Raw genomic sequence first — 24,275 nt, 5'->3', positions numbered from 1 at the left:
GCATGTCCACCTCCCTCGCCGACTGGAAAGGCGTCCCGGCACCCAGCGTGCAACTGCTTGAAGGGCGTTTTATCCGCCTGGAAAAACTCGACCCGGCGCGCCATGGCGATGACTTGTGGCAAGCCCTTGAAGGCCCCGGTGCCGATCCCAAGCTGTGGGACTATTTACCCTACGGGCCTTTTCCTGAGCGCAGTGGGTTCAATGACTGGTTAAACAACCACGCTCAACATAACGAGCCGTATTTCTTCAGCGTGGTCGACCTCAAGACTGGTCAGGTGCAAGGCATCCTCAGCCTGATGTCCATCGTCCCGGCCCAGGGACGTATCGAAATCGGCCACGTCACCTTTGGCGCGCCGATGCAGCGCTCACCGAGAAGCACCGAAGCGGTGTACTTGCTGGCCAAGTATGCGTTCGAGCAGGGCTATCGTCGGCTGGAATGGAAGTGCAATAACGGCAACGGCCGCTCCAAATATGCGGCAGAGCGACTGGGGTTCAGTTTTGAAGGGGTGTTCCGCCAGCACATGGTGGTCAAGGGGCAGAACCGGGATACGGCATGGTATTCGATCATCGATACCGAATGGCCGGCGATTGGGGCGGGGTTTGAGGCGTGGTTGTCCGAGACTAACCAGACACATTCAGGCCAGGTGAAAAGCCTGGCAGAGTGCCGGGCTTAACCTACCCGGCAACACAGAAACCCTTGTGGGAGCGGGCTTGCTTGCGAATACGGCGGGGCAGTCATTGCAGCTGTCGACTGATCCACCGCTTTCGCGAGCAAGCCCGCTCCCACATTAGGACTTGTGTGAATTCAACTACCTCAGCTTCTGGGCCAGCACCGCAATGTGCTCAGGCCCGATCCCGCAGCATCCGCCCAAATGGCTGGCACCGCGTGCCTGCCAGTCCGCTGCCCAGTGCAGGTAACCCGGCGGGTCCAGATCCTCACGCAATGGGTCAAGACCATCGTTGGCCGTGGCTTCCTTGGGCTGCGGCGGGAAGGCATTGGCGTAGGCGCCCACCTCAATCTGCACGCCCAGGCGCTCGAACGTCTGGCGCGCTGCGTCAATGGCATCGCCTATCACTTCCGGCTGGCTGCAGTTGAACAACAGCACTTGCACACCCAGCTGCGCCGCCGCTTCGGCCGCATCCGCCACCGGTTCGCCAGAACGCAGGCGCGGGACCTCGTCGGTGTCTTCATCCTTGAGAGTAAACGACAGCCAGAACGGTTTGCCGTCCTCGGGCAAACCGGCGTGGATCGCACGGGCTTCAACGATCGAGCTCTGGGTCTCCGCCAGCCACACGTCAACAAAAGGCGCGAGGCCTCGCACCAACGGTGTCAGCAATTCGGATACGCGCTGTGGCTCGAACAGGTCCGGGCGATACGAACCAAACAGCGGCGGCAGCGAACCCGCCACGCGCACAGCCTTGCCGGATGCGTCTACGGCACGCCTTGCCAGCTCACCGGCAAGCGCCGCCAGGGCTTCGCCCTCCTCGGCAAACCGCGCCTCGCCGATATGGAACGGCACCACCGCGTAGCTGTTGCTGGTGATCACATTGGCACCGCTCTGAATGTACGCAGTATGCACCGCCTCCACCGCTTGGGGCGCTTCGCTCAAGGCCAACGCTGACCACTCCGGCTGCCGGAACGGCGCGCCACGGCGTTGCAGTTCACGGCCCATGCCGCCATCAAGAATTACTGTTGCTGTGGCCATATGCTTTTTACTCATAAGCTTATGAAAATAACTCACTATGAGAGTCGTTCTTATAACTATTTAATACGTCCCATCCGCTTCATAACAACTCTTTTTTCATTCAGGTACCGATCCATGAAACTGAAACCGCTGCTGGCCTTGGGCCTGACGATTCTGGCCGCTTCAACGCAAGCCTTTGGCGGTGCAACGCTGGACCGAATTGAGAAGAAGAAAGAACTGGTGGGCGTGCTGATGGAGAGCTACCCGCCGTTCTCGTTTCTTAACGAACAAAATCAGCTCGATGGCTTCGACGTCGACGTGGCCAAGGCCGTGGCGCAAAAACTCGGTGTGAAGCTGCGCCTGGAGACGCCCTCCTGGGACGTGATCGCGGCCGGCCGCTGGAGTGGCCGCTACGACATCTGCATCTGCTCCATGACCCCGAGCAAGGCCCGCGCCGAGGTGTTCGACTTTCCGGTGGAGTACTACGCCTCGCCGGCGGTGATCGTGGTCAACGCCAAGGATGATCGCATCCACAGCGCCAAGGACCTGAGCGGCAAGAAAGTCGGCCTGACCAGCGCCTCCAGCTATGAAAGCTACCTGAACAAAAACCTGGTGATTGAAGGCGCCGAAGACACGCAGTTGCAGTATCCATTCGACAACGTACAGATCGCGCCCTACGACACCGACAACGTGGCCTTCCAAGACCTCGGCCTGGGCGCCGGCGTGCGCCTGGATGCAATCCTCACCAACCTGGTCACCGCTCAACCGCGCCTGACCGAGGACAAGCGCTTCAAGCTGGCCGGCGAGCCATTGTATTCGGAGCCCAACTCAGTGGCGATCGAAAAAGGCGACCCGCAGTGGGACAGCAAGGTGCGTGAAGTCTTCGCCCAGTTGAAACAGGATGGCACCCTGAGCAAGCTGTCGCAGAAATGGATCGGCGCCGACATCAGCCAATGACTGCGTTCCCCACACCTCCCAAGCCGCCGGTCAGCGCGTCGCGCTGGCAGCGGCTCTTCGGTTTTCGCACCCGGTTGTACCTGACCTGGGCCGTGCTGTTTTGCCTGTTCGCCAGTTTCTTCCTGAGCTTTGACCTGAAGTTCTCGATCATCCTCGACAAGCTGCCCAACCTGGTGGGCGTGCACCTGTCGCCCAATGGCTTCCTGCAAGGCGCGGCGCTGACGCTGTTCTTGTGCCTGTGCTCGATCGGTATATCGTCGGTGCTGGGGTTTGTCACCGCGCTGGGACGCTTGTCGAAAAGCGCCGTGGCCTTTGGCATCGCCAGCTTTTATGCCTCGTTCTTTCGCGGCACGCCGCTGCTGATCCAGATTTTGCTGATCTACCTCGGCCTGCCCCAGTTGGGCCTGGTGCCGGGCGCCATCGTCGCCGGGATCATCGCGTTGTCGCTGAACTACGGCGCTTACTTGAGCGAAATCTTCCGCGCCGGCATCCTCGGTGTCACCCACGGTCAGCGTGAAGCGGCACTCGCCCTGGGCATGCGTGACAGCGTGATCTTCTGGCACGTAACCCTGCCCCAGGCCATGCGCACCATCATTCCGCCGGCCACCAACCAGTTCATCTCGATGCTCAAGGACTCGTCCCTGATCTCGGTGATGGGCGTGTGGGAGGTCATGTTCCTGGCGCAGTCCTATGGCCGCTCGAGCTATCGCTATATCGAGATGCTGACCACGGCGGCGATTATTTACTGGGTGCTGTCGCTGGGCATGGAGCTGATCCAGGCGCGGCTGGAACGGCACTATGGCAAGGGGTATGTACGTCGTAGTTGAGCTCCAAAAGCTGCATTAAAATGCATATTGGTGTGCTTTTAGGATCGTGATTACGCAATAAAATGCAGACGTCGCTTATCGCCGACCGATAGCGACAACTCCCGCACACCGCGACTGCGTGGCCTGACAGTTATCCCTCCTTCACCTCGCTAAATTCCCCGCCTCATTCACCAAGAGGTTGGGAATTCATGCCCATTACACTCCGCAGAATCGTACTTGCCATCAGCCTACTCGCTGCGGCCAACCTTCAATATGCACATGCGCGCGGCGATATCGAGTACATGCCGTTCTGGTATCAACCCTACGACGCACCGGCTTTTGAATGGTTCGACCTTCCCGAAGTTGAAGCTGCGCCTATCGACGGCTATTTCACTGGGCAAGCCACTACTCACAATGGTCGGCAGGTGGCGAAGGTGCTGGAGCCAGCACTGAGTCGCCTGCTGGAATCGGGCAATCTAAGCTCCGAGCAGATCAAGGCCCTGGAGAAACTCAACGCCGAACTCGCACAGAAACCCGGCGCATTCGGCGCGGCCCTCGAGCAACTGGCGGGCAGCCAGAACGCAAACCTGGCGGCAGCAACCCAGAGCAGCACCCAGCAACTGAGCAGCCGCGTGCTCACGACCCTGCGCGAGTTGCCCACCGACTCCAACGGCCACTTCTGGGTAAAAAACCTCGGCAGCGAAGGCGGTCTCGACAACCAGCGCGGCACTGCCGGCCTGAATACGGCCAACCAAGGCGTTTTAATGGGCGCAGATTGGGCTGTCGACCACGCCTGGCGAGTCGGTGTGCTGGGGGCAAAATCCAGCAGCCGTTTCGATACGCAGCGCTTTACCGCAGACCTGGACAGCTGGCATCTGGGCGGTTACGCCGTGCGCCAGGACGGCCCCTTGGCGTTACGCCTGGGGGCGATCTACAGCAGCCATGCGGGGCAAAACAAACGTGGCATCGATATCCTGGGTTACAAGGACACACTCAAGGGCCGCTACACCGCCAACAGCCAGAATGTCTTCGGCGAAATGGGCTACCAACTGGGCAGTGGCGACATCAGCATCGAGCCGTTTGCTGGCCTTGGCTACCAGCGCTACAGCCGTGACAGTTTCAAGGAACACGACGGGGCCGCGGCGCTGAACGTCGATGCGCAAACCCAACAGAACCTGAGCAGCACCTTTGGTCTGCGCCTGGCCAAACTGTTCCTGTTCGACAACCAGATGACCCTCACACCCCATCTGAGTACGCACTGGAAACACCTCTATGGCGACGTCGACAGCCAGGTGCGCCAGTCCTTTCGCCAGGGCGGCATTGACGGTTTCACCCTTCAGGGCGCGTCTCTCGACCGCAACAGCCTGAACCTGCAGGCTGGGCTCGATCTGGCACTCTCCGCCAACCACACCGTCGGCGTGGCCTACAGCGCGGAAAACGGCACCCAAAGCAGCAGCCAAGGCTTGATAGGGCAGTGGCGGATGCGTTTCTAAGCAAACTACAGGCGAAAAAAAGGGGAGCACCTGCCCCCCCGAGGATTAAACGGTAATGTCGAAGGCTGTATCAGCCTTCGATTTCAATCAGGATTTCGCCAGGGTTGACCCGGTCGCCCTTGGCTACATGAACAGCGCTCACCTTGCCGGCAATCGCTGCCTGCACTTCGGTTTCCATCTTCATGGCTTCGGTAATCAGTACGGCCTGGCCGGCCTTGACCACGTCGCCTTCCTTGACCAGCACGTCGACGATATTGCCCGGCATCGCGGTGCTGACATGGCCTGGCTCGGTGGCCTGCTTGCGCTTGCTGTTACCACCGCTGACAAACTCGTTGAGCGGTTCGAACACCACTTCTTCGGGCATGCCGTCGATGGACAGGTAGAAGTGGCGCTTGCCTTCGGCCTTCACGCCGACACCGGTGATGTCCACGCGGTAGCTCTCGCCGTGCACGTCGATGACGAACTCGGTCGGCACGCCTTCGCCACCGGCACGGGCCACGCCGCCCGCTTCAGGAATCGGCAACAGTACTTCCGGCGCCAGGGTGCCGGCGTCGCGCTCTTCGAGGAACTTGCGGCCGATGTCCGGGAACATGGCGTAGGTCAGCACGTCTTCTTCAGACTTGGCCAACGCGCCGATTTCGCCACGCAGCTTGGTCATTTCCGGCTTGAGCAAATCGGCCGGGCGTACGTCAATGACCTCTTCACTGCCGATGGCCTGGCGACGCAGTTTCTCATTCACGGTGCCCGGCGCCTTGCCGTAGCCGCCTTGCAGGTAGAGCTTCACTTCGTTGGTAATGGTCTTGTAGCGCTCACCGGCCAGCACGTTGAAAAACGCCTGGGTGCCGACGATCTGCGAGGTCGGGGTTACCAGCGGCGGGAAGCCAAGGTCTTCACGCACACGCGGGATTTCGGCCAGCACTTCGCTCATGCGGTTGAGGGCGCCCTGCTCTTTCAACTGGTTGGCCAGGTTGGAAATCATCCCGCCCGGCACTTGGTTGACTTGCACACGGGTGTCGACGGCGGTGAATTCACTTTCGAACTGGTGGTACTTCTTGCGCACGGCATAGAAGTACAGGCCGATCTCTTGCAGCAGTTCCAGGCTCAGGCCGGTGTCGAACTCACTGCCCTTAAGGGCGGCGACCATCGACTCGGTACCCGGATGGCTGGTGCCCCAGGCAAAGCTGGAAATGGCGGTGTCGATGTGGTCGGCACCGTTTTCGATGGCCTTGAGTTGGCACATCGCGGCCAGACCGGCGGTGTCGTGGGAGTGGATAAAGATCGGCAGGTTTTGTTCGGCTTTCAGCGCCTTGACCAGTTCGCCGGTGGCGTACGGGGTCAACAGACCGGCCATGTCCTTGATCGCAATCGAGTCGCAGCCCATGGATTCGAGCTGTTTGGCCTGGGCCACAAACGCTTCGACAGTGTGCACCGGGCTGGTGGTGTAGGCGATGGTGCCCTGGGCATGTTTGCCGGCGGCCTTCACCGCTTCGATGGCCACGCGCAGGTTACGCACGTCATTCATGGCGTCGAAGATGCGGAATACGTCGATGCCGTTGACTGCCGCCTTGGCCACGAACGCCTTGACCACGTCGTCGCTGTAATGGCGGTAGCCCAGCAGGTTCTGGCCACGCAGCAACATTTGCAGGCGGGTGTTAGGCAACGCGGCGCGCAGTTTGCGCAGGCGCTCCCACGGGTCTTCTTTGAGGAAACGTACGCAAGCGTCGAAGGTCGCGCCGCCCCAGACTTCCAGGGACCAGTAGCCGACTTTGTCGAGCTTGTCGCAGATCGGCAGCATGTCATCGGTGCGCATGCGGGTCGCGAGCAACGATTGGTGGGCGTCGCGCAGGATGGTGTCGGTTACGAAGATTTTCTTAGTCATATTCGGATCTCCTCATAGCTGCAAGTTTCAAGCTACAAGCTGCAAGTAAAGGCTGATGCGCTTTAACTTGTAGCTTGCCGCTTGCAACTTGCAGCTGCTTATTTATAAGCCTGCGTGGGCGGCGATGGCGGCGGCGATGGCCAGGGCCAGCTCTTCGGGTTTGCGCTTGATCGAGTAGTTGGTCAGCTCAGGGTGGGCTTCAACGAAGCTGGTATTGAACTGGCCGCTGCGGAATTCCGGGTTGCGCAGGATTTCCTGGTAGTAGGCGGCGGTGGTCTTCACGCCTTGCAGGCGCATGTCGTCCAGGGCACGCAGGCCGCGGTCCATGGCTTCTTCCCAGGTCAACGCCCACACCACCAGTTTCAGGCACATGGAGTCGTAGAACGGTGGGATGGTGTAGCCGGTGTAGATCGCCGTGTCGGTGCGCACGCCAGGACCGCCGGGGGCGTAGTAACGGGTGATCTTGCCGAAGCTTGGGAGGAAGTTGTTCTTCGGGTCTTCGGCGTTGATGCGGAACTGCAACGCGAAACCCCGGTGCTGTATATCTTCCTGTTTCACCGACAGCGGCAACCCGGAGGCGATACGGATTTGCTCGCGGACGATGTCGATCCCGGTGATTTCTTCGGTGATGGTGTGTTCCACCTGCACCCGGGTGTTCATCTCCATGAAGTACACCTCGCCCTCCGCGAGCAGGAACTCCACGGTGCCGGCGTTCTCGTAACCCACGGCCTTGGCGGCGCGCACCGACAGGTCGCCGATGTAGGCGCGCTGTTCCGGGGTCAGCTGAGGGCTTGGGGCGATTTCGATGAGCTTCTGGTTGCGGCGCTGGATCGAGCAATCGCGCTCGAACAGGTGCACCACGCTGCCAAAGCTGTCACCGAGGATCTGCGCCTCGATGTGCTTGGGATTGACGATGCATTTTTCCAGGAACACTTCCGCCGAGCCGAACGCCTTGGTGGCTTCGGAGATGACGCGAGGGAAGGCTTGTTCAAGTTCTTCGCGGCTGTTGCAACGACGGATACCACGACCGCCACCGCCGGAGGTGGCCTTGAGCATCACCGGGTAACCAATACGGTCGCCTTCAGTCAGGGCTTCGGCGATGTCGGCGACGTTGCCTTCGGTGCCGGGCGTGACCGGTACGCCAGCCTTGATCATGCTGCGGCGCGCTTCGGTCTTGTCGCCCATGCGGCGGATCACTTCAGCGGACGGGCCGATGAATTTGATCCCGCGTTCGGCACAGATATCCGCCAGTTCGGCGTTCTCCGACAGGAAGCCATAGCCGGGATGCAGCGCATCACAACCGGTTTCCACCGCCAAGTTCACCAGCTTGCGCGGGTTCAGGTAACCGGCCAGTGGCTCGGCACCAATGCTGTGGGCTTCGTCGGCACGCTTGACGTGCAACGCATGGCGGTCGGCGTCGGAGTAGACCGCGACCGAGCGAATGCCCATCTCGGCGCAGGCACGCACGATTCGTACGGCAATTTCACCACGGTTGGCGATCAGGATCTTTTTTATCACTTGGAAATTCCCTTGAGCCGATTGCTGCGTTCTTCGACCCACTGGAGCTGGGTCGGCGCGTGACCAAATGTTTCATGACAGTCGCGAGACACACACTAAGCCGGTAGAGGGATTAACAAAAATCAATAATTATTGGGTCATGCATAAGTAAAGACTTATAGTTGTTCGGCTGGCTTGGGATGAGGAGAGCGAAATATGCGTAAGTCATTGATGCGACTGACATTGCGTCAGCTGCAGATCTTTCATGAAGTGTGTGATTTGCGCTCTTATAGCCGCGCCGCCGAGGAAATGTCCCTCACACAGCCCGCCGTGAGCCTACAAATTCGTCAGTTGGAAGAGCTGATCGGCCAGCCGCTGTTCGATTATGTCGGCAAAAAACTCTACATGACCGAGGCCGCTGAAGCGCTGCAACGGGCCAGTCGCGATATCTTCGGACGGCTGGAGAACCTCGATATGCAACTGTCGGACATGCAGGGCTCACTGCAAGGCCAACTGAAGCTGGCCGTGGAATCCAGCGCCAAATACTTTGTGCCGCATTTGTTTGCTGCCTTTAAGCGCCAGCACCCTGAGGTGCAGTTGCACCTGACGGTGGTCAACCGTGCCCAGGTGATCCGCCGGCTTTCCGACAACCGCGACGATCTGGTGATCATGTCCATGGTGCCCCAGGACATGGGCCTGGAATTCCTGCCATTCCTCAACAACCCGATTGTCGCCGTGGCGCCCCCCAACCACCCTTTGAGCCTGCAAGGCCCACTGCGCCTGCAAGATCTGGAACCTTACACGCTGCTGCTACGCGAACCGGGTTCCGGCACGCGGATGGCTTGCGAAGAATACTTCAAGGAGAAACGTGTGCACTTCACCCAGACGGTGGAAGTCGCCTCCGCCGAGGCGCAGCGCGAATGTGTATGCGCGGGATTGGGCGTGGCCCTGCTGACGCGCCACGCGGTCAACATGGAACTGGCCACCGGCGGGCTCAAGGAGCTGCCGGTGGAAGAGCTGCCGCTGTACCGCAGTTGGTGCCTGGTGCAGGCCAAGGCCAAGCGCCTGTCACCGGTGGCCCATGCGTTCCTGGGCTTTATTCGCAGCGAACGGGTGCAGATCAGCGCACTGGCTGAGCGTTTCGCTGGGCAGCCGCGGGTGCCTGCCAGTGGAGTTCCGGGTAGTCACTGATGCTCTGGAGCAATTGGCGCTCCTCGCAACGGTCTTCGATTGCGCGACGGAACGCCATGCGGCGTTGGTCTTCCTGCTGACGACGGGTCTTTACGGTGCTGTTGCTGTCTTCGTAGGGCCGGGCCATTTCGAGTCTCCCAATGCGAGTGCGGGGAGTACAGGATGGGCGCAGGGGATGACGGTTTGGCGGCGCGGGGGTTACAGGACGATGAATTTTCCAGATAGGTCAGAGATCCAAATGTGGGATCAATCCCGCTCCCACATCTGCTCTGTGTATAGCCCTTAGTCGTCGAGGGCTTTGACCGACTTGGGCGACAACCGCAGGCTACGCAAGCTGCGCTTCACGCTCTTGAGGTGGTTGACCAGGCTTGGCCCGCGCGCCATGGCCACGCCCATTGCCAACACATCAATCACCACCAAGTGGGCGATACGCGAGGTCAGCGGCGTATAAATCTCAGTGTCTTCATGCACGTCGATTGCCAGGTTGACCGTAGACAGTTCCGCCAACGGCGTCTGGCTCGGGCACAGGGTGATCAGGGTCGCACCGCTTTCACGCACCAGATTGGCGGTGATCAGCAGGTCTTTGGAACGGCCCGACTGGGAAATACAGATGGCGACGTCGGTAGGCTTCAAGGTCACCGCCGACATCGCCTGCATATGCGGGTCACTGTAGGCGGCGGCGGTGAGCAGCAGGCGGAAGAACTTGTGTTGGGCGTCAGCGGCCACTGCGCCCGAAGCACCAAAACCGTAAAACTCGACACGCTGGGCCTGGGACATGGCGGTCACGGCCTTTTGCAACTCCACCGGGTCGAGCTTCTCGCGCACTTCCATCAGGGTGTGCAGGGTGGTGTCGAAGATTTTCAGGCTGTAGTCGGCGACGGAATCGTCTTCGTGAATCGCAAATTGCCCGAAGCTGGCACCGGCGGCCAAACTTTGGGCCAACTTGAGTTTCAAGTCCTGGAACCCGGAGCAACCGATGGCGCGGCAGAAGCGCACGATGGTCGGCTCGCTGATGCCCACACTATGGGCCAGGTCGGCCATGGAACTGTGCATCACAGCCGCAGGGTCAAGCAGCACGTGATCGGCAACCTTGAGTTCCGATTTGCGTAACAGGTGGCGCGACTGGGCGATATGTTGCAACAGGTTCAAAGGGCAGGACTCTTGTTATGGGCAGGGCCAAGGATGTAGCAATCTTGTAGTTATACTACAAGAATTGTCGTTTTGCCCGTCCGAAGCATCACTAAATCGCCCTGCTCCCCTTTGAATCTAAGGGCGGCCAAGTTGTAGCCACAGGGGCGGCCTTGGCGTCACTCAGGAAAATCTGCATTTTTCCGTAACAAATCTGCCAACCCTTCGGCCTGCATCGGCCGGCTGATCAAATAGCCCTGCACTTCGTCACACTGCTCCCCTCGCAGGAAATCCAGCTGCTGCTGATCCTCCACACCTTCGGCCACCACTTTGAGCGCCAACCCATGGGCCATGGCAATGATTGCCCGGGTGATGGCCGCGTCTTCACGCCCCTGGCCAAGCCCACGGATAAAGCTCTGGTCGATCTTCACGTAGTCCACGGGGATGCGTTTGAGGTAGCTGAGGGACGAATAACCGGTACCGAAATCATCAATGGCCAACTTCACGCCCAGGTCGCGCAGTTGCTGGAAGGTCGCGATGATGTGTTCAACGCTGTCGAGCAACTGGCTTTCGGTCAGCTCCAGCTCGAGGTATTGCGGGTCCAGCCCGGTTTCTTCGAGCACCTGACGCACCAGGCTGACCACCTTGCCCTGGCGCAACTGATGCACCGACAGGTTCACCGACACTCGAATCGGCGCCAACCCCTGACGCTGCCATTCACAGGCTTGCCAGCAGGCCTCGCGCAGCACGAACTCGCCCAGTGGCACGATCAGGCCGGTCTCTTCGGCCAGGCCGATAAAGTCCCCCGGCGGCACCATGCCCCACTGCGGATGCTCCCAGCGGATCAACGCTTCGGCAGCATTCAGCTTACCGGTGGCCAGGCACAGTTTCGGTTGGTAGAACACCGTGAGCTGGCGCTCCTCTATAGCCTTGCGCAGGTGGTTTTCCAGCTGTAAGCGCTCCAGGGTGCTGGCTTGCAGGCTGTCGGTGTAGAACTGGAAATTATTACCGCCCAGATGCTTGGCGTGCTGCATCGCCATGTTCGATTGGCTGACCAGCGCGGAAATTTCCCGTGCATTGTCCGGCAACAGGCTGACGCCCATCGAAGCACTCACTACCAGCTCATGCCCATCCACCGTCACCGGCACGCGCAGCTTGGCCAACAGTCGTGTGGCGACTCGCGCCAGGCTCGAGAGGTTGCCATAAGCGTCGAATAACACGGCGAATTCGTCCCCGGACAGGCGTGCGATGGTGTCGGCCTCGGGCAAGGCGTTGATCAGGCGGCGCGCCACTTTCTGCAGCAATTGGTCGGCGACTTCATGGCCCAAACTGTCATTGAGCAGCTTGAAGCGGTCCAGGTTGATATGCAGCAGCGCTAGGCTGCGCCCGCCCTGACGCACGCGCTGATGAGCCTCGCGCAGCCGTTCGCGGAACAGCGAGCGGTTGGCCAGGCCGGTCAATTCGTCATAGTGGGTGAGGTAGCGCATGCGCTCTTCGGACTCACGCCTGGCCGAGAGATCGGCGAAGAAACCCACGATATGGCTGACTTTCCCCCGAACATCGCGCACCACGTTCAATTGCAGCCACTGCGGGTACAGCTCGCCGTTCTTACGCGTTTCCACCAGCTCGCCCTGCCAGGTGCCGTGGCTGAGCAGCGCCTGGCGGATCACCGGGAAGTGGCGGCGGGCATCACGACTGCTGGGCAGCTCCACGACATTGCGGCCGATCATGTCGTCGGTTTCAAAACCGGTCACACGACTGAACGCCTGGTTGACGGCGACCAGCTTGTAGTCCGGGTCAAGAATCACGATACCTTCGCTGGCCGCCTCGAACACGGTCGACGCCAGGCGCTGTTGTTCCTCCAGCGCCTTGCCGGCGCTGATATCGCGGCGCGTGCCAAGCATGCGCGTGACTCGCCCGTTGGCCGTGCGCTCCACGGCACGGCCACGGTCTTCGATCCATACCCAGTGCCCATCGCCGTGGCGCACGCGGTATTCCACCTGATAGTCCTCGCTGCGGCCCTTAAGGTGTTCCACCAGCGCGCGCTTGAGCAGCGGCAGGTCTTCGGGATGCAGGCGCGGCTTGAGATGGCCGAGCATCGCCGTGACGTACTCCGGCTCCAGGCCGAACAATTCCTTGAGCTGGGTGTGGTGGACTTCGTCGGTTTGCAGGTTCCAGTCCCACAGGCCAAGCTCACTGGCTTGCAGGGCCATGGCAAGGCGCGCTTCGCTTTTATTCAGGGCCAGGCTGGCGGCGTCCAGCTCCTGGCTACGTTGCGCCACGCGGTCCTGCAGGCCGATTTGTGCGTCACGCAGTTCCTGCTCGACCTGGCGGCGCTGTTCGACTTCGCGCACCAACTCCTGATTGAGTTGTTCGCTGCGCTGCTGCGCCTGTTGCAGGTGCTCGATCAGCGCCTGGTTCTGGAAGCGTCGTAGCAGCCCGCGCTGGATCAGGCGATTGACCTGCCACGCCACCAGGCTCAAGGACGCCAGCAGGATCAGGCCCAGTACACCCCAACCGCGCTGCCGCGGGTCGCCGTTCCAGAACAGGTAGATGATCGCCGGCACCAGGCACGGCAAGGCGAAAGACAAAAACGCCGGCAGGCTCACGGCATAGGCCACGCTGGCCGACAGCGTCGCGGCGCCAATCAGGCCAAACACCCAGGCCTGTTGCATAAAGCTGTCCGCCGGCACCAGCGCGATGGCGGCAATAGCCAGGGTCAGGCCGCTGACCGCCGAGCCGAGCATGAACACGCGTCGCCATATCGGCTGGGCCTGGCGGCTGGGCATGGCTGAATCAAACGCCGCCACCTGGATCACGCGCATCGCCACCAGGGCCAGCAGCCAGACCAGCCAGATGCTGTCCAAGAGGTATTGCTTGGGGTTCCAGAGCAGCCAGGCGCAGACCAGGCCATTGACCAGCATCAACAGGGTCGGCAGCAGGGAGCCTTGATACAGCAGGCGCGTGCGCTCGACCGCCATCTCGGTGGCGTAGTGTTTGCGAAGAACCTGTGCGGGCGCCGCCGAGGGGTCGAGCAGATCGGTGCTGAGGGTCATAGGCAGTGTTCTTATAATGGTGAGCCCGAAACGTCGACGGAGCATACACAAGCAAGCGCTCCGGCCAAACTGCTCCACGTCATAAAAGCCGCACGCTCAGGCAGCGCAAACTCCGGAGCCAGACGGCTTGAACGAGACGCTGCGCGGGCTGCGACCGTTGACCGACCGGTCATCACCCCGACTGTTTTACGTCGACCACCCGGCATTGGTATTTGCCCCACTCTCCCGTGGGCCATAGAATGCGCCGATGCGCGATGATCTCTCTCTTTTGCTTAACTCCCTCAACGATGCCCAACGCCAGGCCGTAGCAGCCCCCGTTGGCCGTCAGTTGGTCCTGGCCGGTGCTGGCTCCGGTAAAACCCGAGTGCTGGTGCACCGTATCGCCTGGTTGATCCAGGTCGAGAACGCGTCACCGCATTCCATCCTGTCGGTGACCTTCACCAACAAGGCCGCTGCCGAGATGCGCCACCGCATCGAGCAGTTGATGGGCATCAGCCCGGCCGGCATGTGGGTAGGCACTTTCCACGGCCTGGCGCACCGCCTGTTGCGCGCCCATTGGCAGGAAGCGGGCCTGGCCCAGACCTTCCAGATCCTCGACAGCGATGACCAGCAACGCCTGGTCAAGCGGGTGATCCGCGAACTGGGCCTCGACGAACAGCGTTGGCCGGCGCGCCAGGCGCAATGGTTTATCAACGGCCAGAAAGACGAAGGCCTGCGCCCGCAACATATCCAGGCCAGCGGCGACTTGTTCCTGGCCACCATGCGCAGCATTTATGAAGCCTACGAGGCCGCCTGCGCGCGCGCCGGGGTCATCGACTTCTCCGAGCTGCTGCTGCGCGCCCTCGACCTGTGGCGCGACAACCCAGGGTTGCTGGCCCATTACCAGAAACGCTTCCGACACATTCTGGTGGACGAGTTCCAGGACACCAACGCCGTGCAGTACGCCTGGTTGCGCCTGCTGGCCAAAGGTGGCGACAGTCTGATGGTGGTGGGTGACGACGACCAGTCGATCTACGGCTGGCGTGGCGCGAAAATCGAAAACATCTACCAGTACTCCGAAGACTTCCCGGACGCGGTCACCATCCGCCTGGAGCAGAATTACCGCTCCACAGCCGGGATCCTCAAGGCAGCCAACGCCTTGATCGCCAATAACACCGGGCGACTGGGCAAAGAGCTGTGGACCGACGGCGGCGAAGGCGAAGCGATCAACCTGTACGCCGCGTTCAACGAGCACGATGAAGCGCGCTACGTGGTAGAAACCATCGAAAGCGCGCTGAAAACCGGCTTGGCACGCAGCGACATCGCGATTCTTTACCGCTCCAACGCCCAATCGCGGGTATTGGAAGAAGCCTTGCTGCGCGAGCGCATCCCGTACCGCATCTATGGCGGCCAGCGCTTCTTCGAGCGTGCCGAAATCAAGAACGCCATGGCTTACCTGCGTTTGCTGGAAGGTCGTGGCAACGATGCGGCGCTGGAGCGCGTCATCAATATCCCGGCGCGTGGCATCGGCGAGAAAACCGTCGAGGCGATTCGCGACCACGCTCGCCATGCCGATGTGTCGATGTGGGAAGCCATGCGCTTGCTGATCGCCAATAAAGGCCTGACCGGTCGTGCAGCGGGCGCACTGGGCGTGTTTGTCGAGCTGATCGAGAACCTGTCGGCCAAATGCGCGGAAATGCCGCTGCACCTGATGACTCAGACCGTTATCGAACAGTCCGGCCTGATCGCCTACCACGAAGCGGAAAAAGGCGAGAAAGGCCAGGCTCGGGTAGAAAACCTTGAGGAACTGGTGAGCGCCGCCCGTGCGTTCGAAAACACCGAGGAAGACGAAGAGCTGACTCCGCTCGCCGCATTCCTCGGGCATGCGTCGCTGGAAGCCGGCGACACCCAGGCCGATGAGCATGAAGACAGCATCCAGCTGATGACCTTGCACAGCGCCAAGGGCCTGGAATTCCCGTATGTGTTCCTGGTCGGCATGGAAGAAGGCCTGTTCCCCCACAAGATGAGCCTGGAAGAACCTGGCCGTCTAGAGGAAGAACGTCGCCTGGCCTACGTCGGCATCACCCGCGCCATGCAGAACCTGGTGATGACCTACGCCGAAACCCGACGCCTGTACGGCAGCGAGACCTACAACAAGGTGTCGCGCTTCGTACGTGAGGTGCCGAAGGGTCTGATTCAGGAAGTGCGCCTTTCCAACAGCGTCAGCCGCCCGTTCGGCGGAGGCCAGCAGCAAAGCGCCAGCAGCCTGTTCGCCGGCTCAGAAATTCCGGAAACCCAGTTCAGCCTTGGCCAGCAGGTCAGGCATTCGGTGTTCGGCGAAGGCGTGATCCTCAACTTCGAAGGCGCGGGTGCCCAGGCGCGGGTGCAGGTGAACTTCGCCGAAGGCAGCAAGTGGCTGATGATGGGTTACGCGAAGCTCGACGCCATTTGAAACATCTGCCTACATGAAGGTGATTGGCCCGCCCTTGTTTTTAGCAAGCGCGGGCCAATATCTGTAATAAGTCCTACAGACCTTTCTGGGCCGGTCCTACGCAAAAGCCCGAAACATTATGTCGCTAGCCACTGTCACTGCACCTGTGCAACATGGCGCGCGTGCAATCCACAAATGAGAATTCCCTTTATGAAACGTTTTCTTAGCATCGCCATGGCGTTGTGCATCGGCCTGACGATGAGCATCGACGCCAACGCCAAGCGCTTCGGTGGCGGCAAAAGTTCGGGGGCAGCACCGACTCACCAGACCAGCCAAATGGCTCCATCCGGCGGTGCTGCGGCTACCGCAGGCGCAGCCGGTGCTGCGGGCGCTGCTGCCAAGGCTGGCGGTGCTTCGCGCTGGTTAGGCCCTCTGGCCGGTATCGCCGCCGGTGGCCTGCTCGCGTCCATGTTCATGGGGGGCGGCTTCGAGGGCATGCAGATTTTCGACATGCTGATCCTGGCGGTCATCGCCTTTATGATCTTCCGCTTTATCGCTGCCCGTCGCCGCAAGCAGCAGGAGCACCTGGCTCCCGCCGGCGCGCCGATGCAGCGTGAAGTGTTCGAGCAAAAACCAGCCATGGGTTCGATCTTCGGTGGTTCGGCAGCACCTGCTGCAGCCCGCCCGGTGATCAACGCACCGGCCTGGTTCAACGAAGAACGTTTCGTCGAAGCGGCCCGCAGCCACTTCCAGTCCCTGCAGCAGCACTGGGACGCCAACGAAATGGACAAGATCGCCGAGTTCGTAACCCCGCAACTGCTGGAGTTCCTCAAGCGCGAACGTGCCGACCTGGGCGACGCTTTCCAGTCGACCTACATTGAAGACCTGCGCGTACAGTTGGACGGTGTGGATGATCGCGCCGACAAGACCATCGCCACACTGACGTTCAGCGGTGTGTCGAAGACCTCGCGCTTCGACCAGGGTGAAGTGTTCAGCGAAAGCTGGAACATGGAACGCCCACAAGGCGAGAACCAGCCATGGCTGGTCGCCGGTATCCGCCAGAACGGCTGATCCCCGCACGCTTGAGCAGGCAGTCACAAAAAACCCCGGACCTGTCCGGGGTTTTCTATTTCACGGTTGCACTTATAGCGAGCTACTGTATAAAACGCCCCTATAAACCGCGCCATCTAGCAAGAGGATCCCGGCCGTGGAAGAAATCATCGAACAATTGCGTGAAGCCAACGAACCGGTCCCGGTTCCCCTGGAACTGCCTGATGAAGATCAGATTGTGGAAATCGAGGAACAACTGTTCATCGACATCCCGTTTGTCTTCCGGGAATTCCTGCTGACCGTCAGCGACGTGGTGTACGGCAGCCTGGAGCCGGTGACTGTCACCGACCCACAATCCCACACCTACCTGCCGGACGTGGCAGCAAACGCTTGGGATGCCGGCGTTGATCGCAGCATGATCCCGATCTGCCAGGACGGTGACGACTATTACTGCGTCGAGGAAGACGGCACGGTGGTGCTGTGGTCTGGCGAAGAAGAACTTGTCACCGAAGAAACCTGGGAATCGGTGTGGCACTGGGCGCGGGACGTCTGGCTGGAAAGCTGAGTTCACACCCAGGCCGGTGTGAGTGCTCTGGCGTATCCTTGTGATTATCCAGCGTCTCCAGCAATGCGACCTGCATCCGCGTATGCACGCGGATGAACCACCGCCAGAGCACGGCCGCCACCGCTGCCGTGACCACGGCGATCAGCACCAGCAACTTGTTGGTCGGCAGGATACTGGCCGACAAGGCTGCCAATAGCAGGAAAATCACCAGCAGCGAGAGGATTGGGAGCAGCTCCGCAATCACCCGCCGCACGCGCTGAGTATGCCGCCCGGCCATTTCCGGCTTCACGCTCATCTCCGCCAGCAGCATCGACAGCGCCTTGAGCTTGCGGTACGCCGCGATCAGGAAGAGCAGCGACACCAGCATCGCGCCCTCGCCCTATGGCTGAATGCTGCGCAGCCATTCGCCATACATGCCGAACACTCGGCTCATGCGCTTGGGCATGACCGCCGCGGGTTAACACCGCGACTTCCGGCAGAAAGCCGGCGCAAGATATGGAAACAGATCGGTAGAAGCGTGACGGCAAGCCGCCCACCGGCGTCCCGTTAGGGATGGCGCTGCAAAGATTCCAGCACCTGCAGAGGTGCCCCCCCAACCAATGCCTACAACCCGTGAGTGTGCTATGGAACCCGGAAACGCCCAGCTGTCGATGACGGTATTGATGACCCCTGACATGGCCAACTTCTCAGGCAATGTCCACGGCGGTACCCTGCTCAAATACCTCGACGAAGTCGCCTACGCCTGCGCGAGCCGTTATGCCGGCCGCTATGTCGTCACGTTGTCGGTCGACCAGGTGATTTTCCGCGAGCCGATCCATGTCGGCGAACTGGTGACGTTCCTCGCGTCGGTCAACTACACCGGCAACACCTCGATGGAGGTGGGCATCAAGGTGGTGACCGAGAATATCCGCGAGCGCTCGGTGCGCCATACCAACAGCTGCTTCTTCACCATGGTGGCCGTGGACGACCAGCGCAAACCGGCCACCGTACCGCCGCTGCAACCGCACAACAGCGAAGACAAACGCCGGTTCGTGCAAGCCCAGCAGCGCCGCCAGATCCGCCAGGAGCTGGAAAAGCGCTACCAGGAAATCAAGGCGGACGCCCTATAAGCCCTTTTCCCTTGTAGGGGCGAACAAACCCCGCCCCTACAACCGCCAGCACTGATCGTAGTGGGCGCACACATCAAATCGCTGATCCAACTGGCTCATGCGCTCAATGTGATGGTTAACGATGTCTACCATCACCGCTTTGCTGGTGTTCTGATAGTACTGCGCCATCAACTTGTCGTTCGCCTTGACGCGCTCGACCACGGCGGCGTCTGTCGGGTTTTGCCACTGCTCCAGAATGGCATCTTCGGTGCCGCTCAGCCGCATGCGGTAAACCCTCTCATAAAGCTCAAGAGTCCGCGCCTTGCGGCCGGCCAACTCCTGATTCACCCGTGCATAGTTCTGACGGTACTCAGCCCAATAGGCCTCGGGTGGAGTGAATTGGCCAAATTTCGCCTTGCGCTCGGCGATCGCCTCTTCGGTGGCTTGCGGGCGCTGCGCTGTGTCTGGCTCCATCAACGTGATGAGCTGCATATGGGTTTCAACGATCGCGTTGATCAACGCGGTACGGTGTGGCGTGACGGGGATAACCTTACCGAATATCGGGCTTTTGCCTGCGCACGATGGCATGCCGTTCTCGAATATCGGCTGTGGAATGCGCACGTCCTTGCCATTAGATCGGGCCAGGCGCTGCAACGAAGTCGTGCAAACCCCCCGCGCCATGTCAAAGGTCACTTCATACTCTTCCCCTGCCTTTGGCGTGATGCTCAGTGCTTTGCCGCAAACGTAGCTACCCCCATTGGTATTAATCATCAACATCGTCTCTTTGCCAGGCGCCAGCTTGAACTCCAGCAACCCCCTGGCCTTGGCTGGCGGGGGGACGGACATGTCGACACGCCGCCGGGTATCGACCAGGAAAATATTATTCAGCATGCCAGTGGTCTGGCCCATACAGTGCTGAGCGTCGTAGACGTCGATGGTGGTATTGGACGTATTAGAGATGAAACGCAGCTTGGCGGCATCAGGCTCGGTGGCGTCAGGGTAAGTGCCGTTCACACTGCAACCGGCCAGCAGCGACATCAGCACCAGGGCGGTTAGCGCCCGCAGCGAAGGGAATAAGGGAGACATGGTTCTTCCTTGAAAAACACAGGGGATGAAGAAGCGTCCGATATTAACGGACGCCCTTTGCCTGGCTCAATCAGGAATGATCCTACAGGCCGATGGCCGTGGCTTCAAAACGCACCCGAGGATGGGCGATACGATCCTGGGCGCGCACCAGCTCCAGCTCGTAACTGGCGCAAGCCTGGGTCTCCAGCAGCACTTCATGCACCGCTGCGGCGGTGAACTCAAAGGCGGCCAGGAGGCTATCGCCCAACAAAACGCGCGCCAGGAATAGCCCCGAGGTCAAATCGCCAACGCCCACTGGCTGACGCGCAAACGCCAGCAGCGGTCGGCGCAGGTGCCAGCAGCCTTCGGCGGTCACCAGCAGCATTTCGAAACCATCCGGCAGTTTGCCGGGGTAATCCAAATGCTTGACCAATACTGCCTTCGGCCCGCGCGCCAGCAACGCTTTGGCCATGGCCAGGCAATCGAACAACGATTGCGGCTTGCGCCCGGCAAAGCTGTCCAGCTCCAGCTGGTTGGGGCACAGGAAGTCAGCCATGGCCGCGGCTTCGTCCAACAGGAAATCGCTGACTTCCTGGGGCACAATGCAGCCTTTCTCCGGGTGGCCCATCACCGGGTCGCACAAATACAGGGCTTTGGGGTTGAGGGCCTTGATGCGCGCCACGCCGGTGAGGATCGCCCTGCCCTGGTCCGCACTGCCGAGGTAGCCGGACAGCACGGCGTCGCAGTTGCCAAGCTCGCCGATCGCGGCGATGCCTTCCACCAGCGCCGGAATCTGCTGCGGCGCCAACACTTCGCCCGCCCACTGGCCATACTGCGTATGGTTAGAGAACTGCACCGTGTTCAATGGCCAGACGTTCACCCCAACCCGCTGCATGGGGAACACGGCGGCGCTGTTTCCGGCGTGGCCAAAGACCACATGGGACTGGATCGCAAGCAGATGAGGTGTGCGTTTCATGCAGGGGATTCCGTCAAGCCGTTGAAATTCTGGGCGCGCAGTATGCGACTAAACACGGCCTATACGACAGACCGGCGACACAGTTAAGCTGCTCTCACTTTGTTGGAGTTCATCGCATGCTGACCCTGGGAAACATCTTCGTGTTGATGCTGCTGGCGACCGGCGCCGCCTGGGTGTGGCACAACCACGGCTTGCGCGAACGGGCGCTGGAGCGGGTCAAGCAGCATTGCGCCAAGCTCGACATCGAACTATTGGACGGCGCGGTGGCGCTCAAGCGCATCGGTTTTGTGAAGGATGCCAACGGTCGACGGCGCCTGGCACGTATCTACAATTTCGAGTTCACCGTGACCGGCGAAACCCGCCATCCTGGGACGATTACCCAATTTGGCGCCCACAGTGCACATATCGAACTCGCGCCCTACCCGTTCGAGATCAAGACGCCGCTGCCTAGCGCCGAGGTGATCGAGCTGAGCCAGTGGCGCCAGGACCACGGCACCAAGAACCGTCAGTAACGGCAGGCCGCTAATGCAGCCTGCAACGCGGCCAAGTCCTGTGGCTCGCTGAAAATCAACTCGACCCGCGAATCACGACGCCACTCACTGGGTTGCCAGACGAGCGGGCTGTTATCCACAGCGTTGGCGCTAACCCAACCTTCTGTGCTGTGGATAACCAGCTTGGCGCGGCGCCATTCAAGGTGTGTGAGCCATTGATACAGGCGCTGCGCATCGAATTGCTGGCTCGGGTGCCAGCGCCAGCCGATACTCCAGCCGCCCTCTTGGGCTTGGCTGAGGCAAATCGGCAACGTAGGATCGCTCCAGATGGCCGGCATTTGCGCCAGGCCTTTTGGCACTTCTAAGTTATCCACAGCGCTGCTCGCGTGTTCGTGCAGGCCAGGCAATTGCTCCAGAGGCAGCCGGGCCTGGCGCGTCCAGTAAAGCGGACATTCCGGTAACAACCGCTCAATCGCCTGGCGCTGTGCGGCGTCCAGCGCTTCATCCTTGTTCAGTACCAGCAGGCCTGCACGGGCCAGCGCTTCCTGTTGCGCTGGCGGTAAGGGTTTGCCTGCCGCCAAGGCCTGCGCATCCAACACCATCACGCAAGGCTGAACGGCCAGCACCTCCTGCCACGGCGCTGCGCGCAACTGCTTGAGCAATTGCGCCGGATGGCCCAGGCCCGACGGTTCGATAAACAGCCGATCAGGCTTGGCCTTGCGCAACAAGCGACCAAGCCCTACCTGAAACGGGGCTCCATTCACACAGCACAGACAGCCTCCGGCGACTTCGCCCAGGGCAATGCCGTCGTCATCCTGAGTGAGCAAGGCGGCGTCCAGGCCGATCTGCCCGAACTCATTGATCAGCACGGCCCAGCGCTCGTGTGCCGGGCGCTGGGCGAGCAGGTGCTTGATAAGGCTGGTCTTGCCGACGCCCAGGGCCCCGGCAATCACGTGGGTAGGAATGTTCTGGAGCATGAGGGGCATCGTTCGGACCGTGTAGAGCGTTTGATCCTACGCGGTTATGCGAGCCAATCCAGTGTCAGGATCAAGCGGCGTTCATCGGCTTTGAGGGCTGGCGAGCGGTGAATCAAACCGTGGCCTTCGTTGCCATGCCATTTGGTGCCCTTGAGCAGGGCGACTTCGCCGCAGTGGATCTGTTCGATACGCTCGCTGGGCTCCGCGTCCGGTTGGCTCAGCTTGCGACGGTCCATCACGCCTTCGCGCAACCACTGGCTGCCGATGCCGGCATAGGTGGTGATCAACCGCACAGGCACATGATCGACGTGAAAACGCGGGCACATGGCCTTGTCCAACAGTCGCAGCCGCACACCAATGCGCTTGGCACCCAGCAAGCAGGCAAACGCGCTGACCAGCCACGATACATCGGCGACAAAGCCTTCATAGCCTTCAAGATCGCGGCAACTGGACGCCAAGCCCTGCACGTTGGGCACGGCGTCTTCGTTGTTGAGCTCAATGACCATGGAATCGGCCAACGGCTCATTGAGCGCCACCAGCAAGGCGCCGAACTCAGCGATGTGCAGCGGCAACTGGCGCTGCCACAACGCCAGGTTCACGCCGTCTTCGAGAATGTCAGAGAGCGCCAGCGGCGTTTCACCAAAGGCCTGGCGAATTACGGGGCGCAGGGGAATCACCGGGGCCAGCATCAGGCGGCAGCCTCCTCATACCAGGGGCCAAAAGGATCGGCCAGCAGGCGCCAACCTTCGACGCCCACGGCCATTTCTTCATCGTTGAGCAGGCAGGCGTCCAACTCGGCGCGCATCAGGGCGAAATCAATGTTTTGCCCGATAAACACCAGTTCCTGGCGACAATCGCCGGTGCTCGGTTGCCAGTTACCCATGATCGCCGCGACGCTTTCTTCGTCCTGCGGCCACTGGCTTTTCGGCACAAAGCGCCACCAGCGGCCGGCAAAACCATGGCGCATCAAGCCGCCGGCCTGGGACCAACTGCCCGCGTCCTGATGCTTGCTGGCCAGCCAGAAAAAGCCCTTGGAGCGCAGCAGTTTGCCGTTAACCCAGGGCCGGTCGATAAAGTCGAAAAAACGCTGCGGATGAAAGGGGCGGCGGGCACGGTAGGCGGTGGACGCGATGCCGTACTCTTCGGTTTCCGGCACGTGGTCACCGCGCAGTTCCTGCAACCAGCCGGGGGCTTGGGCGGCGCGTTCAAAGTCGAAACGCCCAGTGTTGAGGACCTTATGCAACGGCACTTCGCCCATGACCATCGGGATGATTTCCGCCTGGGCATTAAGGCGCTCGAGGATCGCTATCAACTCTTCGCGTTCGCGGCTGCTGATCAGGTCGATCTTGCTGATGAGGATCACGTCGGCGAATTCGATCTGCTCGATCAGCAGGTCGGTGATGGAGCGTTCGTCTTCTTCACCGAGGGTTTCGCCGCGTGAGGCCAGGCTTTCAGCAGCCTGATAGTCGAGCAGGAAGTTCATCCCGTCGACCACGGTAACCAGGGTGTCCAGGCGCGCGATGTCGGCCAGGCTTTGTTCGTTTTCATCACGAAAAGTGAAGGTTTCGGCCACGGGCAAGGGTTCGGAGATGCCGGTGGATTCGATTAGCAGGTAATCGAACCGACCTTCCTTGGCGAGCTTTCCGACTTCTTCCAGCAAGTCTTCCCGCAAGGTGCAGCAGATGCAGCCGTTGCTCATTTCCACCAGCTTTTCTTCGGCGCGGTTGAGCGTGACGTCGCGCTGGACTTCGCTGCCGTCGATGTTGATTTCGCTCATGTCGTTGACGATCACCGCCACCCGCAGGTTCTCACGGTTGCGCAGGACGTAGTTGAGCAGCGTGCTTTTACCGGCGCCGAGAAAGCCGGACAACACAGTAACGGGGAGACGATTGGGCATCAGGACTTTCTCATCAGGCCGCCCGGTAAAGCCAGGCTGTGCTTTTATGTTATAGTATAACAAC

21 protein-coding genes and 1 pseudogene are annotated in these 24,275 nt (G+C 60.7%); 10 read left to right on the top strand and 12 right to left on the bottom strand.

The window, feature by feature from the left end:
* The first annotated feature begins 2 nt into the window (after window positions 1-2).
* On the top strand, window positions 3-674 hold the full coding sequence (locus tag AACY52_RS13520; protein ID WP_339438431.1) for a GNAT family protein: 672 nt from the start codon (window positions 3-5) through the stop codon (window positions 672-674).
* A gap of 135 nt (window positions 675-809) precedes the next feature.
* Here the strand turns inward: AACY52_RS13520 and AACY52_RS13515 are convergent, their stop codons facing one another.
* Window positions 810-1,706 carry a homocysteine S-methyltransferase family protein gene (locus AACY52_RS13515; protein ID WP_339418639.1) on the bottom strand — a complete coding sequence of 299 codons (897 nt, stop codon included), beginning with the start codon at window positions 1,704-1,706 and terminating at the stop codon, window positions 810-812.
* A gap of 114 nt (window positions 1,707-1,820) precedes the next feature.
* Here AACY52_RS13515 and AACY52_RS13510 point away from each other — a divergent pair, with 114 nt between their 5' ends.
* The 3 genes from AACY52_RS13510 to AACY52_RS13500 all read left to right on the top strand — a co-directional run bounded on the left by AACY52_RS13510 (window position 1,821) and on the right by AACY52_RS13500 (window position 4,941).
* Window positions 1,821-2,642, top strand: a complete 822-nt coding sequence (locus tag AACY52_RS13510; protein WP_339418637.1) for an ABC transporter substrate-binding protein — start codon at window positions 1,821-1,823, stop codon at window positions 2,640-2,642.
* Window positions 2,639-3,469: an amino acid ABC transporter permease gene (locus AACY52_RS13505; protein ID WP_339472145.1), complete on the top strand. Its 831-nt coding sequence runs from the start codon at window positions 2,639-2,641 to the stop codon at window positions 3,467-3,469. Before AACY52_RS13510 ends, AACY52_RS13505 begins: the two co-directional genes overlap by 4 nt.
* Before the next feature lie 188 nt (window positions 3,470-3,657).
* The gene (locus AACY52_RS13500) at window positions 3,658-4,941 is read left to right on the top strand and encodes an autotransporter outer membrane beta-barrel domain-containing protein (protein WP_339418633.1); all 1,284 of its coding nucleotides are present in this window, start codon (window positions 3,658-3,660) and stop codon (window positions 4,939-4,941) included.
* Window positions 4,942-5,011: 70 nt separating this feature from the next.
* On the opposite strand, the gene oadA is transcribed toward AACY52_RS13500, so the two are convergent.
* Together oadA and AACY52_RS13490 are read right to left on the bottom strand one after the other, a co-directional pair.
* Window positions 5,012-6,820, bottom strand: a complete 1,809-nt coding sequence (gene oadA / locus AACY52_RS13495) for a sodium-extruding oxaloacetate decarboxylase subunit alpha (protein ID WP_339418632.1) — start codon at window positions 6,818-6,820, stop codon at window positions 5,012-5,014.
* Between the two features lie 102 nt (window positions 6,821-6,922).
* On the bottom strand, window positions 6,923-8,338 hold the full coding sequence (locus AACY52_RS13490) for an acetyl-CoA carboxylase biotin carboxylase subunit (protein ID WP_339418631.1): 1,416 nt from the start codon (window positions 8,336-8,338) through the stop codon (window positions 6,923-6,925).
* Between the two features lie 195 nt (window positions 8,339-8,533).
* Here AACY52_RS13490 and AACY52_RS13485 point away from each other — a divergent pair, with 195 nt between their 5' ends.
* Complete coding sequence (locus tag AACY52_RS13485; RefSeq protein WP_339418629.1) at window positions 8,534-9,508, top strand: LysR family transcriptional regulator; 975 nt, start codon at window positions 8,534-8,536, stop codon at window positions 9,506-9,508.
* Here the strand turns inward: AACY52_RS13485 and AACY52_RS13480 are convergent.
* The 3 genes from AACY52_RS13480 to AACY52_RS13470 form a co-directional block, all read right to left on the bottom strand.
* Window positions 9,438-9,635 carry a PA3496 family putative envelope integrity protein gene (locus AACY52_RS13480; RefSeq protein ID WP_339418627.1) on the bottom strand — a complete coding sequence of 66 codons (198 nt, stop codon included), beginning with the start codon at window positions 9,633-9,635 and terminating at the stop codon, window positions 9,438-9,440. The genes AACY52_RS13485 and AACY52_RS13480 overlap by 71 nt on opposite strands.
* A gap of 155 nt (window positions 9,636-9,790) precedes the next feature.
* Window positions 9,791-10,657 carry a transcriptional regulator HexR gene (gene hexR, locus AACY52_RS13475; RefSeq protein ID WP_010168370.1) on the bottom strand — a complete coding sequence of 289 codons (867 nt, stop codon included), beginning with the start codon at window positions 10,655-10,657 and terminating at the stop codon, window positions 9,791-9,793.
* A gap of 158 nt (window positions 10,658-10,815) precedes the next feature.
* On the bottom strand, window positions 10,816-13,692 hold the full coding sequence (locus AACY52_RS13470) for an EAL domain-containing protein (protein ID WP_339418625.1): 2,877 nt from the start codon (window positions 13,690-13,692) through the stop codon (window positions 10,816-10,818).
* 247 nt (window positions 13,693-13,939) lie between these two features.
* Here AACY52_RS13470 and uvrD point away from each other — a divergent pair, with 247 nt between their 5' ends.
* The 3 genes from uvrD to AACY52_RS13455 all read left to right on the top strand — a co-directional run bounded on the left by uvrD (window position 13,940) and on the right by AACY52_RS13455 (window position 17,717).
* Entirely contained in the window at window positions 13,940-16,123 is a 2,184-nt protein-coding gene (gene uvrD / locus AACY52_RS13465) for a DNA helicase II (RefSeq protein WP_339418624.1), read from the top strand.
* 189 nt (window positions 16,124-16,312) lie between these two features.
* Window positions 16,313-17,173: a Tim44 domain-containing protein gene (locus AACY52_RS13460; protein WP_339560550.1), complete on the top strand. Its 861-nt coding sequence runs from the start codon at window positions 16,313-16,315 to the stop codon at window positions 17,171-17,173.
* 136 nt (window positions 17,174-17,309) lie between these two features.
* Window positions 17,310-17,717, top strand: coding sequence for an SMI1/KNR4 family protein (locus AACY52_RS13455; protein WP_017135771.1), 408 nt, complete (start codon window positions 17,310-17,312; stop codon window positions 17,715-17,717).
* A gap of 22 nt (window positions 17,718-17,739) precedes the next feature.
* Here the strand turns inward: AACY52_RS13455 and AACY52_RS13450 are convergent.
* Window positions 17,740-18,171: pseudogene (locus tag AACY52_RS13450) on the bottom strand (cation/H(+) antiporter); the annotation flags it as partial.
* Window positions 18,172-18,340: 169 nt separating this feature from the next.
* Between AACY52_RS13450 and AACY52_RS13445 the strand changes: the two are divergent.
* Entirely contained in the window at window positions 18,341-18,826 is a 486-nt protein-coding gene (locus tag AACY52_RS13445; protein WP_339418621.1) for an acyl-CoA thioesterase, read from the top strand.
* A gap of 36 nt (window positions 18,827-18,862) precedes the next feature.
* Here the strand turns inward: AACY52_RS13445 and AACY52_RS13440 are convergent, their stop codons facing one another.
* The gene (locus tag AACY52_RS13440; RefSeq protein ID WP_339427709.1) at window positions 18,863-19,891 is read right to left on the bottom strand and encodes a hypothetical protein; all 1,029 of its coding nucleotides are present in this window, start codon (window positions 19,889-19,891) and stop codon (window positions 18,863-18,865) included.
* Window positions 19,892-19,973: 82 nt separating this feature from the next.
* Window positions 19,974-20,846: a pyridoxal kinase PdxY gene (gene pdxY / locus AACY52_RS13435; RefSeq protein WP_339418618.1), complete on the bottom strand. Its 873-nt coding sequence runs from the start codon at window positions 20,844-20,846 to the stop codon at window positions 19,974-19,976.
* Window positions 20,847-20,962: 116 nt separating this feature from the next.
* Here pdxY and AACY52_RS13430 point away from each other — a divergent pair, with 116 nt between their 5' ends.
* Window positions 20,963-21,358 carry a DUF3301 domain-containing protein gene (locus AACY52_RS13430; protein ID WP_339418616.1) on the top strand — a complete coding sequence of 132 codons (396 nt, stop codon included), beginning with the start codon at window positions 20,963-20,965 and terminating at the stop codon, window positions 21,356-21,358.
* Here the strand turns inward: AACY52_RS13430 and AACY52_RS13425 are convergent.
* Genes AACY52_RS13425 through zigA form a run of 3 tightly spaced genes read right to left on the bottom strand, consistent with a single transcriptional unit; the run spans window position 21,352 to window position 24,211 of the window.
* Complete coding sequence (locus AACY52_RS13425) at window positions 21,352-22,314, bottom strand: CobW-like GTP-binding protein (protein ID WP_339427760.1); 963 nt, start codon at window positions 22,312-22,314, stop codon at window positions 21,352-21,354. The genes AACY52_RS13430 and AACY52_RS13425 overlap by 7 nt on opposite strands.
* Window positions 22,315-22,358: 44 nt before the next feature.
* Window positions 22,359-23,003, bottom strand: a complete 645-nt coding sequence (locus AACY52_RS13420; protein WP_339418614.1) for a DUF1826 domain-containing protein — start codon at window positions 23,001-23,003, stop codon at window positions 22,359-22,361.
* Window positions 23,003-24,211 (bottom strand): zinc metallochaperone GTPase ZigA, encoded by a 1,209-nt coding sequence (gene zigA, locus AACY52_RS13415; protein WP_339436617.1) that lies wholly within the window; start codon window positions 24,209-24,211, stop codon window positions 23,003-23,005. The genes AACY52_RS13420 and zigA overlap by 1 nt, the downstream gene beginning before the upstream one ends.
* Window positions 24,212-24,275: the final 64 nt, after the last annotated feature.

It is taken from the genome of Pseudomonas sp. EA_65y_Pfl1_P113, from assembly GCF_963970525.1.
Classification (GTDB): domain Bacteria; phylum Pseudomonadota; class Gammaproteobacteria; order Pseudomonadales; family Pseudomonadaceae; genus Aquipseudomonas; species Aquipseudomonas tritici.
The sequence above is the reverse complement of the archived record's forward strand: the minus strand, read 5'-3'. Positions and strand labels throughout refer to the sequence as shown.